The organism is Micromonospora sp. 067-2, assembly GCF_046549295.1.
GTDB lineage: Bacteria > Actinomycetota > Actinomycetes > Mycobacteriales > Micromonosporaceae > Micromonospora.
Genome location: NZ_JAJPWB010000005.1, coordinates 97,027 through 110,168 on the forward strand (window position 1 = coordinate 97,027; position 13,142 = coordinate 110,168).

Genomic DNA, 13,142 nt, shown 5'->3' on the forward strand with positions numbered 1-13,142 from the left:
AATGGTGGACGCCCGGGTGGCGACCGGCGGCGACGCCGGGCTGCGTGTCGCCGCCGGTGTACCGGCGCGGCCGGCGCGGGTGGCTCAGTCGGAGAGGTTGTCGAGGTCGAGCCGGCCCCGGGCGAACGCGTCCACCCGACCCCAACGGCCCGGGATGTCCAGCACCTCGATCCGGCCCATCCCGACCGGCAGCCGTGGCTCGACCGCGAGGTGCCCGTCGTGCGGCTCCAGACCGAGCATGGTGCGCAGCAGCAGCAGCGGCGTACCGGTCGACCAGGCCTGCGGGCTGCACGCCGTCGGATACTCCACCGGAAACTTGGTCAGCTCCCGCGGGTAGCCGCCGAACGCCTCCGGCAACCGCCCGTCGAAGTAGGTGGCCGCGTCCAGGATTCCGCTGGCGATGGTGGCGGCCTCCTCGGCGAAGCCGTACCGGCGCAGGCCCCACGCGACGAAGGAGTTGTCGAACGGCCAGATCGTGCCGTTGTGGTAGCCGATCGGGTTGTAGCGGACCTCCCCCTCGGCCAGTGTCCGCACCCCCCACCCGGTGAACAGCCGCGGTCCCACCAGGTGCTGCGCGAGCATCTCTGCCCGCTCGGGTTCGACGATTCCACTCCACAGCAGGTGGCCGATGTTGGAGCTGAGGACATCGCACTGACGCCCGTCCGGGTCCAGGGCCAGGGCGTAGTACTCACCGTCGGCCACCCACCAGTCCCGGTTGAACCGTTGCTTCAGCTCCGCCGCCTCCCGCTCCAACTGGTCGGCGAACTCCGGGTCGTCCCAGAACTTCCGGGCCAGGCGGGCCCCACGGACCTTCGCGTCGTACGCGTACCCCTGCACCTCGCAGGTGGCTCGCGGAAACGGCGGCAACGTGCCGTCGGCGTAGGAGATCGAGTCCCAGGAGTCCTTCCAGCACTGGTTCTCCAGGCCGGTCTCGGTGTTACGCCGCTCGTACCAGATGTAGCCACTGCCGACCAGGTCGGCGTAGTCGTCGATCCACCTGAGCGCCGCCCGGGATTCCCGCTCCAACTCCTTTACCAGCGCCACGTCACCGGTCCAGCGCTCGTACTCGTCGAGCAGCACCACGAACAGCGGCGTCGCGTCGACCGAGCCGTAGTACGGCGAGTGCGGTTGCTCCTCGAACGCGGCGGTCTCGCCGTAGCGCATCTCGTGCAGGATCCGCCCCGGGTCCTCGTCCCGGAAGTCGTCGAACCGGGTGCCCTGCAGGGAGGCCAGGATGCGCAGCGTGGTCTTCGACAGTTGCGGGGTGAACGGCAGCGTCTGCAGGCAGGTGAGGATGCTGTCGCGACCGAACATCGTCATGAACCAGGGCAGGCCGGCGGCCGGCAGGGTGGCGCCACCGAGCGACAGCGGCGAGAAGCGCAGCGCCGCCAGGTCGATGAGGCTCCGCCGGTACGTGCTGGCCACCCGGCCGTGCTCACTGTTGACCTTGGGAGCGTCGGCCACCCACTTCTCCAGGTCGTGCTGGAGGGCGAGCCGTTCGTCGCCGTGCACCCGCAGCCCGAAACGCAGGTCCCGACCGCCGGGCCCCAGCGCGTGGGTCTCGACGTCGATGGCCGTCTCCCACTGCTCGTTCGGCTCCAGGTGGATGGTGTAGGCGAACCCCCTGTTGTCGTAGCGGGCCGCCACCGACGAGGAGATCGTCGTCTCCCGCCGGAAGTTGCCCCGGCGGTAGCCCAACCGCAGCTGGTCCGCCTCGACCTCGGTGTAGATCTCACCCTTCTTGTTCAGGATCTCGTCCTTGACCTGGAACAGGTCGGCGAAGTCCGACGCCGCCTCCATCCGGATCTCCAGGTCGACGGGCTTCTCGTCATGGTTCAGGATGGTGAGCTGCTCGTGGAAACTCCCGCCGACCGAGCGCTCCCGAATGATCGACAGCTTCGCGTCGATGTAGTGCGTCGCCATCCCCGGCACCAGGAAGAACCGCGACTCGAAGTATTGAAGGTCGTCGTAGGAGAGCGAGTTGAGCCGCTCACCGTTCACGGTCAGCACCCAGGTCGACAGAAACCGGGTGTCAATGGAGAAGAGCCCGGTCGGCTCGCTCGGCGTGGCTTCGATGTCGCCGGTGTCCTCACAGACGACGAACGTGTTGCCGTCCAGGATCCGGATCGTGTTGCTCTGGCCCATCAGTTCACCTCCCCCACGAAGCGTCGGCGTGGCCCACGGGCATCCGGCGAGCCCGGGAAGACCCTCTCGATCTGCACCACCAGCCGGGCGTCGCCCAGCACCGTCATGTCTCCCCGCAACAGGGCGGCAAGGCCGTGCTCGCGGCCCGCGGCGATGTCCTCGAAGAGCGCCGGGCTGGTCCCGATGACCGTGTCGGCCTCCCGGTCCTCCTGGCTCACCTTCAGCCGGCCCTGGTCGATCTGCACCAGCCAGTGCCAGGTCTGCGCCCCCTCGTGCAGGTCGATGCGCAGCGTCCCGGATGCCTTGGCCAGCAGCGGCTCGTACCCCCGCCGGTCCAGGTCCTCGAAGAACCTCGTGGTCGCGTCCACCATCGGGTCTACTCCTCCCCAGTTGGCCAGGCCCGGGATCCCACCCGGCGCGCCCGCGTCGCAGGCAACGGCCGGCTCCGCACGGGTCCCCGCCGGCTTCCCGGTCAACCTCGCCCGGATCGGGTGAGCGTCCGGGTGGTGTCGGAGGGGCCGGGTAGCGTGCCGGACATCGGGGCGGGAGCGAAGGGACATCCGGGACGGAGGCGCACATGGCGGTGCAGACGCCGGAGGTCGACCGGCGGCAGGTGCTCGCCTACCGGGTGGCGGCCCAGCAGCTCGACCGCTCCGGTGGCCGGCGTGCGGGCGACCTGGCGGTGCTGGCCCTCGGCGTCCAGGACACGCCCTACGGCAGCGCCCGACAGGCGCTGGCGGCGCGCGGCGCGACCGGGCCGGACGACCAACTGGACCTGGTCTGGTCGATGCGCGGCGCGCCACATCTGCACCGACGTGCCGAACTGCCGGCCCTGGCTGCGGCCATCTGGCCACTCAGCGATGCCGACGCCACCCGTCGGATCCCCGGGCAGATCGGCGCGGGTGCGCGGCTCGGGCTGGCCGCGTTCCAGGCCACCGCCGAGGCGTTCGGAGCGGTGGTCACCGCAGAGCTGGAGCGTGGCGCGGTGAGCAGCGCGGTCTCCGCCCGGGTGCCCGAGGAGCTGACCTACGACTGCCGGGCGTGCCAGGCGCGGCACATTTCCGGGGCCGTTTTCCAGCAGGCCGGTCTGGCTGGCGGGGTGCGTCTGGTGGTGACCGGCCGGGCGGCGCGGCTCGCTCCGTTGCCCGACTGGCCCGGCCCGCCCGCCTCGGCGGCGCACACCGCCGAACTGGTCACGACCTATTTGCGGCTGCTCGGCCCGGCCACCCCGGCCGACGCGGCCGGTTTCCTCGGCTGCGCCGCGACGGAGCTGCGCCGGGTCTGGCCGGCCGGTCTGGCCGAGGTGCGCGTCGACGGTCGGGCCGCCTGGCTGCCGGCCGACGCGCTCGACGCGTTGACCGGCGCACCCGCGGCCCGGCTGGTGCGACTGCTGCCGCCGGGCGACCCGTTTCTCGCCGGCCGGGACCGCCACCTGCTGGTGCCGGAGCGGGACCACCAGCGGCAACTGTGGCGTGCGATCGGCAATCCCGGCGCGCTGCTGAGCGACGGCGAGGTGGTGGGCACCTGGCGGGCCCGGCAGGCCGGAAAGGGGCGGCTGGAGCTGACCGTCAGCCCGTGGTCGGCGCTGTCGGCCCGGGTCCGACGGGAGCTCGACGCCGAGGCCGCGACGGTGGCCGCCGCTCGCGCCGCCACCGAGGTACGGGTGCAGGTCGATCCGGCCTGACCCCCGGGTTCCGATTCGGACAGCGGAGCGCCGGCCCTCCCGTGAGGGAAGAGCCGGCGCGCCCGCGGCGGACGGTCAGTTGTTCGGATCGTCGGCGCTGATGTCGGCCAGCACCGACTGCGGTTCGCGCTCGACCGCGAGGTCGCCCATCGAGACCAGGCCGATCAGGCGCCCGTCGTCGATCACCGGCAGTCGGCGTACGGCGTACGTGCGCATCAGGTCCGCGGCGGCCACCACGTCGTCGTACTGGCTCACGGTCACCACGTCTCGCGTCGTGATCTGGCTCAGCCGGGTCGTGCCCGGGTCCATGTTCTCCGCGACACCCCGGACCGTGATGTCCCGGTCCGTGACGATGCCGACCACGCTGTCGCCGTCGGTCACCACCACGTCGCCAATCGCGCTGTCACGCATCTCCTGCGCGGCTGCGATGAGCGTGTCGTTGCCGTCCATCGTCACCAACCGGGTCGTCATGAACTCTCCGACCGTTGTCATGGTGCTCCCCTCTCGGTGTCGGCACGGCACGTCTACCCGCCGCCCGGGAGGGGGTAACGCCGACTGGCCAGCTGGCTATCCGTGAGGGTGTCGCCCGCGTCGCAGCTCGTACAGGCCGCTGCTGGTCAGGGCGAAGAAGATCGGCAGGAGGAGGAAGAACGCCAGCGCGAACAGCGGGTTGACCAGGAGTCCGATGACGATCGCCAGCGTGTAACCCAGCACGCCGGCCGCGGCCCGCGCCCGTTCGGTGGGAAAGAACCTCCTCGGCACCGCCTGATCGAGCAGATCGTGGTGCCGGGCGAGGTAGTGGTACAGACCCAGCCAGCTCGCCGAGAGCAGCCCGCCGACCAGGCCGTAGAGGGCCACGCCGGCCCGCTGGTCCGCCCGGTCGCCCTCCCGCATGGCCTGCGAGACGACAGAGGTGGCGAACGGCAGCAGCGCGGTGCTGAACAGCACCGCGAGGTTGCACCACTGGAGGCCCTTTCCACTGCTTGTGACCCGGTGGAGGGCGGACCGGTGGTTCAGCCAACTGACCGCCACGAACAGGTACGACGTGACGTAGGCGAGGTACGCGGGCCACTGCCCGAGCAGCGCGTGCAGCAGCTGACCGTGGCCCACCTGGGGTGCGTGCAGACCGAGCACCAGCAGCGTGATGACGATGGCGAAGACCGCGTCGCTGAACGCCAGCAGCCGGGAGGTCTCCAGCCGCAGGGTCGGGCCACCGGGGCGGGTGTCGTCGTTGCCCTGGTCGGTGCCCATCCCACACCCCCTCCCCGAGGTCCCGCGACGGCGGAGCAGCGCGGTATACCCGACGACGGGCGGCACACCCACCTGCGGGCAGCACACCTCGTCTCCGTTGCCTAGCGTGGGCGGATGAGAACGGGCGAGGACGACCTGCGGGAGCTCGTGGTCGGCAACGACTGGCTGACCCGGGCGCTGACCGTGGTGCGGGACTCCGGGCTGCCGGACGCCTGGATCGGCGCCGGCGCACTGCGTGACCTGGTCTGGGGCGAGCGGTACGGCGACGGGTTCGACCCGACGACCGTCCGGGACGTGGACGTGGTCTTCTTCGACCCGACGAGGCTGGCCCGCGCCGACGACCATCGAGCCACCGCCCGCCTGGTGGCGGCCTGGCCGGAGCCACCGTGGCAGGCACGCAACCAGGCGGCGGTGCACACCTGGTATGCGGCCAGGTTCGGTGGCGACCCGATCGAGCCGTATCGCAGCGTGGCAGAGGCGATCGCCACCTGGCCGGAGTACGCCACCGCGGTGGCCGTCCGGATGGACCCGGCTGACCGGCTGGAGGTCTGCGCCCCGTACGGCCTGACGGATCTGCTGGGCGGGATCTGGCGGCACAACCCGGCCCGGGTGGACGTGGCCCGGTCCCGGCAGCGGTTGGCCCGGCACCGGCCGGCACAGCGTTGGCCCCGGGTGACCGTGATCGAACCGGGCTGACCGGCGGCGACGGGCGCGTCAGCCCCGGGGCGGCATGCCGTAGACGCGCTCCACGTGCAGGCGCAGCACCAACCGCCCCTCGTCGACCATGACCTGGCGGTACTCGGCCCAGTCGGGGTGCTCGCCGCGCAGCGACCGGTAGAGCCCCACCAGTTCCTCGACCGTCCCGTCGTCGGGCTCGGCGGCCGGCGCGGTCAGCTCGGCGCGACCCTCGACGACCGCGTACGCCCAGCCGTCCTCGCTGCCGACGTGGAAGCTGGCCCGCGGGTCCCGGCGCAGGTTGGCGGTCTTGGCCCGGCCGTCGGTGACCGAGACCCGGATCAGGCCGGCGTCCCGGTCGAAGGAGTAGACCACGGTGGACAGCTGTGGCCGCCCGTCGCGCTTGATCGTGGCGAGGACGCCCATCGAGCGACCGGCGACCAGATCGGTCAACGCCTGCTGGGTGCGGTCATCCGGCACGGTTACCTCCAGGTGGGACGGTCGGCTTCGTTCCATCCAAGCACGACCGGCCGCCCGCCGCGCCCGACCACCACGGGCCGCCTCGGCACGGAACCGAGCCCTCACCGGCGTGCGGTGAGGGCTCGGTGGACAGCGATGGCGTCGGTGCCGGTCAGTGACGCTCGGCGGCGACCAGTTCGGCGATCTGCACCGCGTTGAGCGCGGCGCCCTTGCGGAGGTTGTCGTTGGAGCAGAACAGGGCCAGCCCGTACTCGACGGTCTCGTCGGCGCGGATCCGTCCCACGTAGGTCGGGTCCTGCCCGGCGGCCTGCAGTGGAGTCGGAACGTCGGTCAGTGCCACCCCGGGCGCGTCGGCGAGCAGTTCGTGGGCGCGCTGCGGCGGAAGCGGCCGGGCGAACCGGGCGTTGATCTGAAGGGAGTGACCGGTGAAGACGGGCACCCGGACGCAGGTGCCGGAGACCAACAGGTCGGGGATCTCGAGGATCTTGCGGCTCTCGTTGCGCAGCTTCTGCTCCTCGTCGGTCTCGAACGAGCCGTCGTCGACGATCGAGCCGGCCAGCGGCAGCACGTTGAAGGCGATCGGCTCGGAGAACGAGCGCGGTGCGGGAAACTCGACGGCCGACCCGTCGAAGGCGAGCGCGCTGGCGTGCTCGGCGACCTTGCGGACCTGCTCGTCCAGCTCGGCGACGCCGGCCAGGCCGGCGCCGGAGACCGCCTGGTAGGTCGAGACGACCAGGCCGACCAGACCGGCCTCGGCGTGCAGCGGGCGCAGCACCGGCATGGCGGCCATCGTGGTGCAGTTGGGGTTGGCGATGATGCCCTTGGGCCGGTCGGCAACGGCGTGCGGGTTGACCTCGGCGACCACGAGCGGCACAAGCGGGTCCATCCGGAACGCCGACGAGTTGTCGATCACCACGGCGCCGGCTTCGGCCACCCGGGGGGCCAACTCCCGGGCTGTACCCTTACCGGCCGAGAAGAGCACGATGTCCAGATCGGAATAGTCCGCGGTCGCGGCGTCCTCGACGGTCACCTCGCCGTCGCGCCAGGGCAACGCCCGCCCGGCGGACCGCGCCGAGGCGAACAACCGCACCTGCTCCGCCGGGAACTCCCGTTCCGCCAGCACCTGCCGCATCACGCCACCGACCTGGCCGGTGGCCCCCACAATGCCGATCCTCATGCCCGCGAGGCTACCCAGCCCACCCCCACCACCGGCAGCCCTTTCCCACCACCGGGTCTCGCGTCACAACCAGCCCTCTCCCACCGCGCGCCACTTCCGGCAGCCCGCGGTGGGGGGATCACTCGATCAGGTCGCCCAGGTCGGCGGCCCTCAGGTCGTCGCGGATGACGGCGGCGTCGCCCTCGACGACCAGGGTCAGCGCACCCGTGTGCAGGTGGGTGGCCGCCGCCGCGGAAACCTGGTCCACGTCGGCGCCGAGCAGCTCCTCGCGCAACCGGGCGTGATAGTCGTCCGGCAGGTCGTGCACCACGAGCGTGGTCAGCGCGGAGGCGATCGCCCGCGGGCTCTGCAACTCGACCGAGAGCTGACCGGCCCGCCAGGAACGCGCCACCGCAAGCTCGTCCTCCGTCACCCCGCCATCCTGGGTACGGGTGATCTCGCCGACCGCCTCGACCAGCGCCGGGGTCGTCACCGCGGTCTGCACGCCGGAGCTGACCGCGAACCGGCCGAACCGCCGGGACGAGGCGAAGTCGGCGCGGATGCCGTACGTGTAGCCCCGCACCTCACGGATCAGGTGGTTGAGCCGGGATGTGAACGCCCCGCCGAGCACGGTGCCGGCGAGCGTCATCGGCACGTGGTCGGGGTGCGCCCGGTGCGCCGACGGGTGGCCGAGCCGCAGCGTCGACTGCACGGAGCCGGGACGGTCCACCAGGATGATCCGCCGCTGGGCGTGCAACGGCACGTCGATCGGGCCGCCCCGGTCGGCCGGGCCACCGCCCGTACCGGCGAACGCGGCGGCGGCCAGCGCGTCCAGGTCGATCCGGTCCAGGTCACCGGCGACGATCAGGGTGCCGGGTCGCAGGAACCACTCGGAGTGGAAGACCGTCACGTCCTCCACGTCCAGCCCGGCCACCGACTCCGGGTCGCCGTACATCGGGCGTCCCCAGCGGGTCTGCCCGCCGAACAGGTCGGCGCGCAGGGCGGCGTCCGCGCGCGGGCCGGGGTTGGCCCAGTCCATCCGCAGGGCGGTCGCCTCGTCGTCACGGACCCGGCGGACATCGGCCGGGTCCATCCGGGGCGTCCGGACGGCCTCGGCGAGCAGCTGCACCGCCGCGGTCAGCCGGTCCACCGGCACCTGGACGCTGACCTGGAACGAGTCCCAGTCCAGCCCGGTCACCAGCTCGGTGCCGAGCGCCTCGATGGCCAGCGCGTACGCGGTGGCGTCCCGCTGCGCGGTGCCCTCCTCCAGCGCCTTGGCCAGCACACCGCCCAACCCCTCCTTGCCGGTCAGCTCCCGGCCCGCGCCGGCGTCGAGCAACAGCAACGCGACGGCGAGGTTCTGCCCGGGCAGGTGCGCGGCGACCACCTGACCACCGGCCACGGCGCGGCGGACCACCGGCGGGAACCGGTACGGGCGGGCGGCGCCCGGGCCGGGACGATCGGCGATCAGCGTCATCGGGTCTCCTCGGGCACGTAGGTCAGGGTCACCCGGTTGTCGGCGTCGAGCACCTCGGTGGCGGCCTCGGCGATCTGCTCGGCGGTCACCGCGAGCCAGGCGGGCAGCCGGTCGGCGGCCCGGGCCGGGTCGCCGAACTGGGTGGTGTACCGCCCGAGCGTGTCGGCGCGGCCGTCCACCGTCGACATCTGCCGCCACCACGCGGTGCTCAGCAACGCCTTGGCCCGGTCCAGCTCGGCGGCGGTCACCGGCACCGTGGCCAGCTCGTCGACGACCTCGGCCAGCCCCTCGGCCAGCCGCTCGGCGCTCACCGAGGGGCGGGCGGTGGCGCTGGCGATCAGCGGCGCCGGGGCGTGCGCGAGGTCCACCCCGTACGCCCCGACCAGATCCGGCTGGGCGATCCGCTCACCGTCGGCGAGCCGCTGGTAGAGGCGACTGCCCCGGCCGCTGCCGAGGATGGTGGAGAGAACCGTGAGCACGTCGTACCCGGGACTGCCGAACGGGTAGCCCCGGTGTGCGACGTACACCCGGGGGGCCGGCACGTCGGCGATCACCGTTTCCACGGCGGGCCGGCCGGTCGCCGGGACGCTCCGGCCGTCCGGGGCCGGCGGGATGTCGTCGCGGGCCGGCAGGGCACCGAAGTACTTGTCGGCCAGCGCGAACACCTCGGCGGCCGCGGCGTCACCGACCACGGTGAGCACCGCGTTGTTGGGCGCGTAGTACGTCCGGTGGAACGCCTGGAAGGTGGCGAGGTCCGCGGCGTTCAGGTCGGCCATCGAGCCGATCGTCGAGTGGTGGTACGGGTGCCCCGGCGGATAGAGCAGCGGCAGCAGCCGCAGCCACGCGTCCCCGTACGGCACGTTCTCGTAGCGCTGCCGGCGCTCGTTCTTCACCACGTCGCGCTGGTTGTCCAGGGTCTCCTGGGTGAGCGCGGGGACCAGGCCACCCATCCGGTCGGCCTCCAACCAGAGCGCCAGCTCCAGGTGTTCGGCCGGCACCGTCTCGAAGTAGTTGGTCCGGTCCGGGTTGGTGGTGGCGTTGAGCGAGCCACCAGAGCCCTGGATCAGCTTCATGTGCTCGGTCTTCGCCACGTTCACCGAACCCTCGAACATGAGGTGCTCGAAGAGGTGCGCGAAGCCGGTCTGCCCGTCCGGCTCGTGCCGGGAGCCGACGTCGTACCAGAGGTTGACGGCGACGGCAGGTGCGGTGCGATCCTCGCTCACCACCACGCGCAGGCCGTTGTCCAGTCGGGACGTCTCGATGGGCCAGGGATAACCGCTGTCGGGCATGGCACGACGCTATCCGATCTCGCGGGCGCAGAGGTGACGTGCCGCCGGTCGGCGAGCCGGCTGCTGCATCCGGCCGGTCGTTCGCCGGCGAGGTGCTGATCCGGGGGTACGCCCGGACCTCCGACCGGGGTCAGCCTGCTCGACGACCCCGGCCGGTAGCGGGCGACGGTCAGTCCGGCGGCTCGACAGCGACCACCGTCTGATCCGAGGTGCGGTGCTCCAGCACCGTGTCCGGGGCCGCGTTCTGGTCCTCCTCACGGATGTCGGAGTCGGCGAGGATGGCCTCCGCCTGCGCCTCCGGGTCGTCGCTGCCCACCGCCGCCTCCTCGGGCAGGAGGTGCGCGCGGGACTCCACCCGGTCCTGGTCGCTCTGCTCGTGTGTCATGGCACCCCTGTTACCCCGGCCCCGGTCCCGCCACGCGGTGATCGTCCAGCGTCTTGGGACAACCCGCTGAGTTCCCCCGGCGTCGGGTACGCTGGGCCCGTGACTCGTTCGTATCGATGGTTTAGGCAGCCGGCTCGCAAGCCGGTGACTTCATCATGATCTGACGTCACCACAGACCGAGCCGGCTGGGCAGGAGCTATCGTTCCTGCCCTTTTGCGTACGAGCAGCCGGCTCGTCCCGGGCACCGGCCCCGGGCGCGATCGGCGGAAGGAATCCCACCGTGACGACCCCGGAGACCGATCGGGTCAGCGATCAGCGGATCGACCGTGTCGTGCCGCTGACCACGCCCGCCCTGCTGCACCACGAGTTGCCCCTGGACGCCCCACTCGCCTCGGCCGTGCTGACCGGACGGCGCGCGGTGGGTCGTGTGCTGGATCGCGAGGACGACCGCCTGCTGGTGGTGGTCGGTCCCTGCTCGGTACACGACCCGGTTGCCGCCCTCGACTACGCCCAGCGGCTGCGTGTCGCCGCCGACCGGCTCGCCGACGACCTGCTGATCGTGATGCGGGTCTACTTCGAGAAACCGCGATCGACGGTGGGCTGGAAGGGTCTGATCAACGATCCGGGGCTGGACGGCAGCGGGGACGTCAACACCGGTCTGCGGCGGGCGCGGGCGCTGCTGCTCGACGTGCTGCGGGTCGGGCTGCCGGTGGGCTGCGAGTTCCTCGACCCGATCACTCCGCAGTACATCGCGGACACGGTGGCTTGGGGCGCCATCGGCGCACGGACGGTGGAGAGCCAGGTGCACCGCCAGCTGGCGTCCGGCCTGTCCATGCCGATCGGAATGAAGAACCGCCCGGACGGCAGCATCGGCACCGCCGTGGACGCGATCCGCGCCGCGGGTGTGCCGCACGTCTTCCCCGGCATCGACTTCTCCGGCACCCCGGCGATCATGCACACGCGGGGTAACACGGACGGGCACCTGGTGCTGCGCGGCGGAGGCGGCCGGCCGAACTACGACGCCGAGTCGGTGGCCGGGGCGCTCGACCTGCTCCGCGCGGCCGATCTGCCGGAGCGACTGGTGATCGACGCCAGCCACGCCAACAGCGGCAAGGACCACCGCAACCAGCCCCGGGTGGCGGCGGACGTCGCCGCCCAGCTGGCCGCCGGCCAGCGCGGCATCACCGGCGTGATGCTGGAGTCGTTCCTGTTGCCCGGTCGGCAGGACCTCGACCCGACCCGGGAGTTGGAGTACGGCCGCTCGGTCACCGACGCCTGCCTCGGCTGGGACGACACCGCCGAGGTGCTCGACCACCTTGCCACCGCCGTCCGCGCCCGCCGGGCCACCGTGTCGACTCCCGCGTAACCCGCACACCGGCGCCCAGCGCCGCCCCCGGCCCACCAGCCGAGGGCGGCGCTGTCGCGTGTGCCCCAGGGCTCGGGCCGCGCGGCGCGACGTTTGACCGATTCCGGCCCGGGTAGCTGATCGTCGTGACCGACGACGCATCCGTGGCCGGCGAGCCGGACACCCGGCCCCTCGACGACCTGCTCGACGACATCTACCGAGGTCAGGAGCGGGTCACCCAGGGAGACATCTACCGCCGCGCGGTGGCCGCCGAACTCCCGCCGGACCTGCTCGCCCGCATCGACTCCCTACCCGAGGGCGAGTACGCGGTGGACGAGGTCAGCGACCTGCTGGGCGGCTCAGTCGCGTGATCTCGCCGACGACCTGGATTTCGCCGACGACCTGAGAGAGGGACACCGACATGACCGACCACGAGGACCACGACGAGACGGTGCCCGCGCTGGGTCAACCGCCGAAGGGCCGGGACACCACGCCCGAGCCGGACTTCGCCAACGAACACGACCGCACGGCGGTGGACCGGGACATCATCACCGGGGAGGACGAGGACGAACGGGAGCCGGAATCTCCGCACGGCTGGTCCGGCATGCAGCGTTGACGCGTACGCAGGCGGGGGCCGGCATCAGCCAGCCCCCGCCTCGCTCGTTTCCGGGTCAGTCGTCGTCGGGCCCGCCACCCTCGGCGGCCTGCTGCGCCGCCGCGTACGCCATCTGGAGGAAGTCGGACGCGGCGACCGCGGTCAGCGCGGTGGCCACCAGCCGGGTCAGTCGGGGCGCGAGCACCAGTCCGCCGGTCAGCCCGGTGGCCACCCACACCGCCAGGCAGAACGGGCAGCTCAGCAGCTCGCCGATGGCGTGCCGCGTCGGGCTGCCCGAGTCGCGGACCTGCTCCATCACCTCACCGCTGCCGATCGGGTGGTCGTAGCGGGTGAACGGCGCCCGCAGCGGGCTTGTCACCGCATCCTTGGACAGCAGCCGGCTGAGCTTGTGCGTCGCGATGGAGAGCAGCACGACGTCGGCCGGAGCGGGCCGCTCGGGTACCGGCCGCCCGGTCGCCTTGACCAGGCCGGCCAGCACGCCCGTCACTCCGGCATAGGTGCCCATGGCCACCAGGTAACCGCCGAGCGGGCGGTGCTCGTGCGGCGCGTACGCCCTGCGCAGCCGCGCCGCCTTTTGTCGCAGGCCAGTGTCGGTCACCCGATCTCCTCACGTGTCTGGGTGGTGCGGATGCGGCCGTT

The 13,142-nt window shown here is 72.2% G+C and carries 15 protein-coding genes; 5 read left to right on the forward strand and 10 right to left on the reverse strand.

Annotated features, from left to right (window positions below; translation table 11 throughout):
* Nucleotides 1-84: 84 nt before the first annotated feature.
* Together ACLJN9_RS13255 and ACLJN9_RS13260 are read right to left on the reverse strand one after the other, a co-directional pair.
* A complete protein-coding gene (locus ACLJN9_RS13255; protein WP_410811543.1) occupies nucleotides 85-2,145 on the reverse strand; it encodes a glycogen debranching N-terminal domain-containing protein in 2,061 nt (686 codons plus the stop codon).
* Nucleotides 2,145-2,516: an SCP2 sterol-binding domain-containing protein gene (locus tag ACLJN9_RS13260; RefSeq protein ID WP_410811544.1), complete on the reverse strand. Its 372-nt coding sequence runs from the start codon at nucleotides 2,514-2,516 to the stop codon at nucleotides 2,145-2,147. Before ACLJN9_RS13260 ends, ACLJN9_RS13255 begins: the two co-directional genes overlap by 1 nt.
* 206 nt (nucleotides 2,517-2,722) lie before the next feature.
* Between ACLJN9_RS13260 and ACLJN9_RS13265 the strand changes: the two genes are divergently transcribed.
* Nucleotides 2,723-3,829 carry a DNA glycosylase AlkZ-like family protein gene (locus ACLJN9_RS13265; RefSeq protein WP_410811545.1) on the forward strand — a complete coding sequence of 369 codons (1,107 nt, stop codon included), beginning with the start codon at nucleotides 2,723-2,725 and terminating at the stop codon, nucleotides 3,827-3,829.
* A gap of 75 nt (nucleotides 3,830-3,904) precedes the next feature.
* On the opposite strand, the gene ACLJN9_RS13270 is transcribed toward ACLJN9_RS13265, so the two are convergent.
* Both ACLJN9_RS13270 and ACLJN9_RS13275 read right to left on the reverse strand, forming a co-directional pair.
* Entirely contained in the window at nucleotides 3,905-4,321 is a 417-nt protein-coding gene (locus tag ACLJN9_RS13270) for a CBS domain-containing protein (RefSeq protein WP_410811546.1), read from the reverse strand.
* A 75-nt stretch (nucleotides 4,322-4,396) separates the two neighbouring features.
* Nucleotides 4,397-5,080, reverse strand: coding sequence for a TMEM175 family protein (locus tag ACLJN9_RS13275; protein ID WP_410811547.1), 684 nt, complete (start codon nucleotides 5,078-5,080; stop codon nucleotides 4,397-4,399).
* Nucleotides 5,081-5,194: 114 nt separating this feature from the next.
* Between ACLJN9_RS13275 and ACLJN9_RS13280 the strand changes: the two genes are divergently transcribed.
* Nucleotides 5,195-5,776: a nucleotidyltransferase family protein gene (locus ACLJN9_RS13280; protein WP_410811548.1), complete on the forward strand. Its 582-nt coding sequence runs from the start codon at nucleotides 5,195-5,197 to the stop codon at nucleotides 5,774-5,776.
* 18 nt (nucleotides 5,777-5,794) lie between these two features.
* On the opposite strand, the gene ACLJN9_RS13285 is transcribed toward ACLJN9_RS13280, so the two are convergent.
* The 5 genes from ACLJN9_RS13285 to ACLJN9_RS13305 form a co-directional block, all read right to left on the reverse strand.
* Nucleotides 5,795-6,271 (reverse strand): PPOX class F420-dependent oxidoreductase, encoded by a 477-nt coding sequence (locus ACLJN9_RS13285; protein ID WP_410811549.1) that lies wholly within the window; start codon nucleotides 6,269-6,271, stop codon nucleotides 5,795-5,797.
* A 115-nt stretch (nucleotides 6,272-6,386) separates the two neighbouring features.
* Nucleotides 6,387-7,412 carry an aspartate-semialdehyde dehydrogenase gene (locus tag ACLJN9_RS13290; RefSeq protein ID WP_410811550.1) on the reverse strand — a complete coding sequence of 342 codons (1,026 nt, stop codon included), beginning with the start codon at nucleotides 7,410-7,412 and terminating at the stop codon, nucleotides 6,387-6,389.
* 118 nt (nucleotides 7,413-7,530) lie between these two features.
* Complete coding sequence (locus tag ACLJN9_RS13295) at nucleotides 7,531-8,868, reverse strand: M16 family metallopeptidase (protein WP_410811551.1); 1,338 nt, start codon at nucleotides 8,866-8,868, stop codon at nucleotides 7,531-7,533.
* Nucleotides 8,865-10,157, reverse strand: a complete 1,293-nt coding sequence (locus tag ACLJN9_RS13300) for a M16 family metallopeptidase (protein ID WP_410811552.1) — start codon at nucleotides 10,155-10,157, stop codon at nucleotides 8,865-8,867. Before ACLJN9_RS13300 ends, ACLJN9_RS13295 begins: the two co-directional genes overlap by 4 nt.
* A 169-nt stretch (nucleotides 10,158-10,326) precedes the next feature.
* Nucleotides 10,327-10,542 carry a hypothetical protein gene (locus ACLJN9_RS13305; RefSeq protein WP_410811553.1) on the reverse strand — a complete coding sequence of 72 codons (216 nt, stop codon included), beginning with the start codon at nucleotides 10,540-10,542 and terminating at the stop codon, nucleotides 10,327-10,329.
* Between the two features lie 280 nt (nucleotides 10,543-10,822).
* Between ACLJN9_RS13305 and ACLJN9_RS13310 the strand changes: the two genes are divergently transcribed.
* From ACLJN9_RS13310 to ACLJN9_RS13320, 3 genes are all read left to right on the forward strand, one after another.
* Nucleotides 10,823-11,908: a 3-deoxy-7-phosphoheptulonate synthase gene (locus ACLJN9_RS13310; protein ID WP_410811554.1), complete on the forward strand. Its 1,086-nt coding sequence runs from the start codon at nucleotides 10,823-10,825 to the stop codon at nucleotides 11,906-11,908.
* 116 nt (nucleotides 11,909-12,024) lie between these two features.
* Complete coding sequence (locus ACLJN9_RS13315; RefSeq protein WP_410811980.1) at nucleotides 12,025-12,258, forward strand: hypothetical protein; 234 nt, start codon at nucleotides 12,025-12,027, stop codon at nucleotides 12,256-12,258.
* A 50-nt stretch (nucleotides 12,259-12,308) separates the two neighbouring features.
* A complete protein-coding gene (locus ACLJN9_RS13320; protein WP_410811555.1) occupies nucleotides 12,309-12,503 on the forward strand; it encodes a hypothetical protein in 195 nt (64 codons plus the stop codon).
* Between the two features lie 55 nt (nucleotides 12,504-12,558).
* Here the strand turns inward: ACLJN9_RS13320 and ACLJN9_RS13325 are convergent, their stop codons facing one another.
* The gene (locus ACLJN9_RS13325; protein ID WP_410811556.1) at nucleotides 12,559-13,101 is read right to left on the reverse strand and encodes a DUF1360 domain-containing protein; all 543 of its coding nucleotides are present in this window, start codon (nucleotides 13,099-13,101) and stop codon (nucleotides 12,559-12,561) included.
* Between the last annotated feature and the right edge of the window lie 41 nt (nucleotides 13,102-13,142).

Coding starts and splice junctions, on each gene's coding strand:
- ACLJN9_RS13255 (WP_410811543.1), bottom strand. CDS start 2,145: ATGGGCCAGAGCAACACGATCCGGATCCTGGACGGCAACACGTTCGTC.
- ACLJN9_RS13260 (WP_410811544.1), bottom strand. CDS start 2,516: ATGGTGGACGCGACCACGAGGTTCTTCGAGGACCTGGACCGGCGGGGG.
- ACLJN9_RS13265 (WP_410811545.1), top strand. CDS start 2,723: ATGGCGGTGCAGACGCCGGAGGTCGACCGGCGGCAGGTGCTCGCCTAC.
- ACLJN9_RS13270 (WP_410811546.1), bottom strand. CDS start 4,321: ATGACAACGGTCGGAGAGTTCATGACGACCCGGTTGGTGACGATGGAC.
- ACLJN9_RS13275 (WP_410811547.1), bottom strand. CDS start 5,080: ATGGGCACCGACCAGGGCAACGACGACACCCGCCCCGGTGGCCCGACC.
- ACLJN9_RS13280 (WP_410811548.1), top strand. CDS start 5,195: ATGAGAACGGGCGAGGACGACCTGCGGGAGCTCGTGGTCGGCAACGAC.
- ACLJN9_RS13285 (WP_410811549.1), bottom strand. CDS start 6,271: ATGGAACGAAGCCGACCGTCCCACCTGGAGGTAACCGTGCCGGATGAC.
- ACLJN9_RS13290 (WP_410811550.1), bottom strand. CDS start 7,412: ATGAGGATCGGCATTGTGGGGGCCACCGGCCAGGTCGGTGGCGTGATG.
- ACLJN9_RS13295 (WP_410811551.1), bottom strand. CDS start 8,868: ATGACGCTGATCGCCGATCGTCCCGGCCCGGGCGCCGCCCGCCCGTAC.
- ACLJN9_RS13300 (WP_410811552.1), bottom strand. CDS start 10,157: ATGCCCGACAGCGGTTATCCCTGGCCCATCGAGACGTCCCGACTGGAC.
- ACLJN9_RS13305 (WP_410811553.1), bottom strand. CDS start 10,542: ATGACACACGAGCAGAGCGACCAGGACCGGGTGGAGTCCCGCGCGCAC.
- ACLJN9_RS13320 (WP_410811555.1), top strand. CDS start 12,309: ATGACCGACCACGAGGACCACGACGAGACGGTGCCCGCGCTGGGTCAA.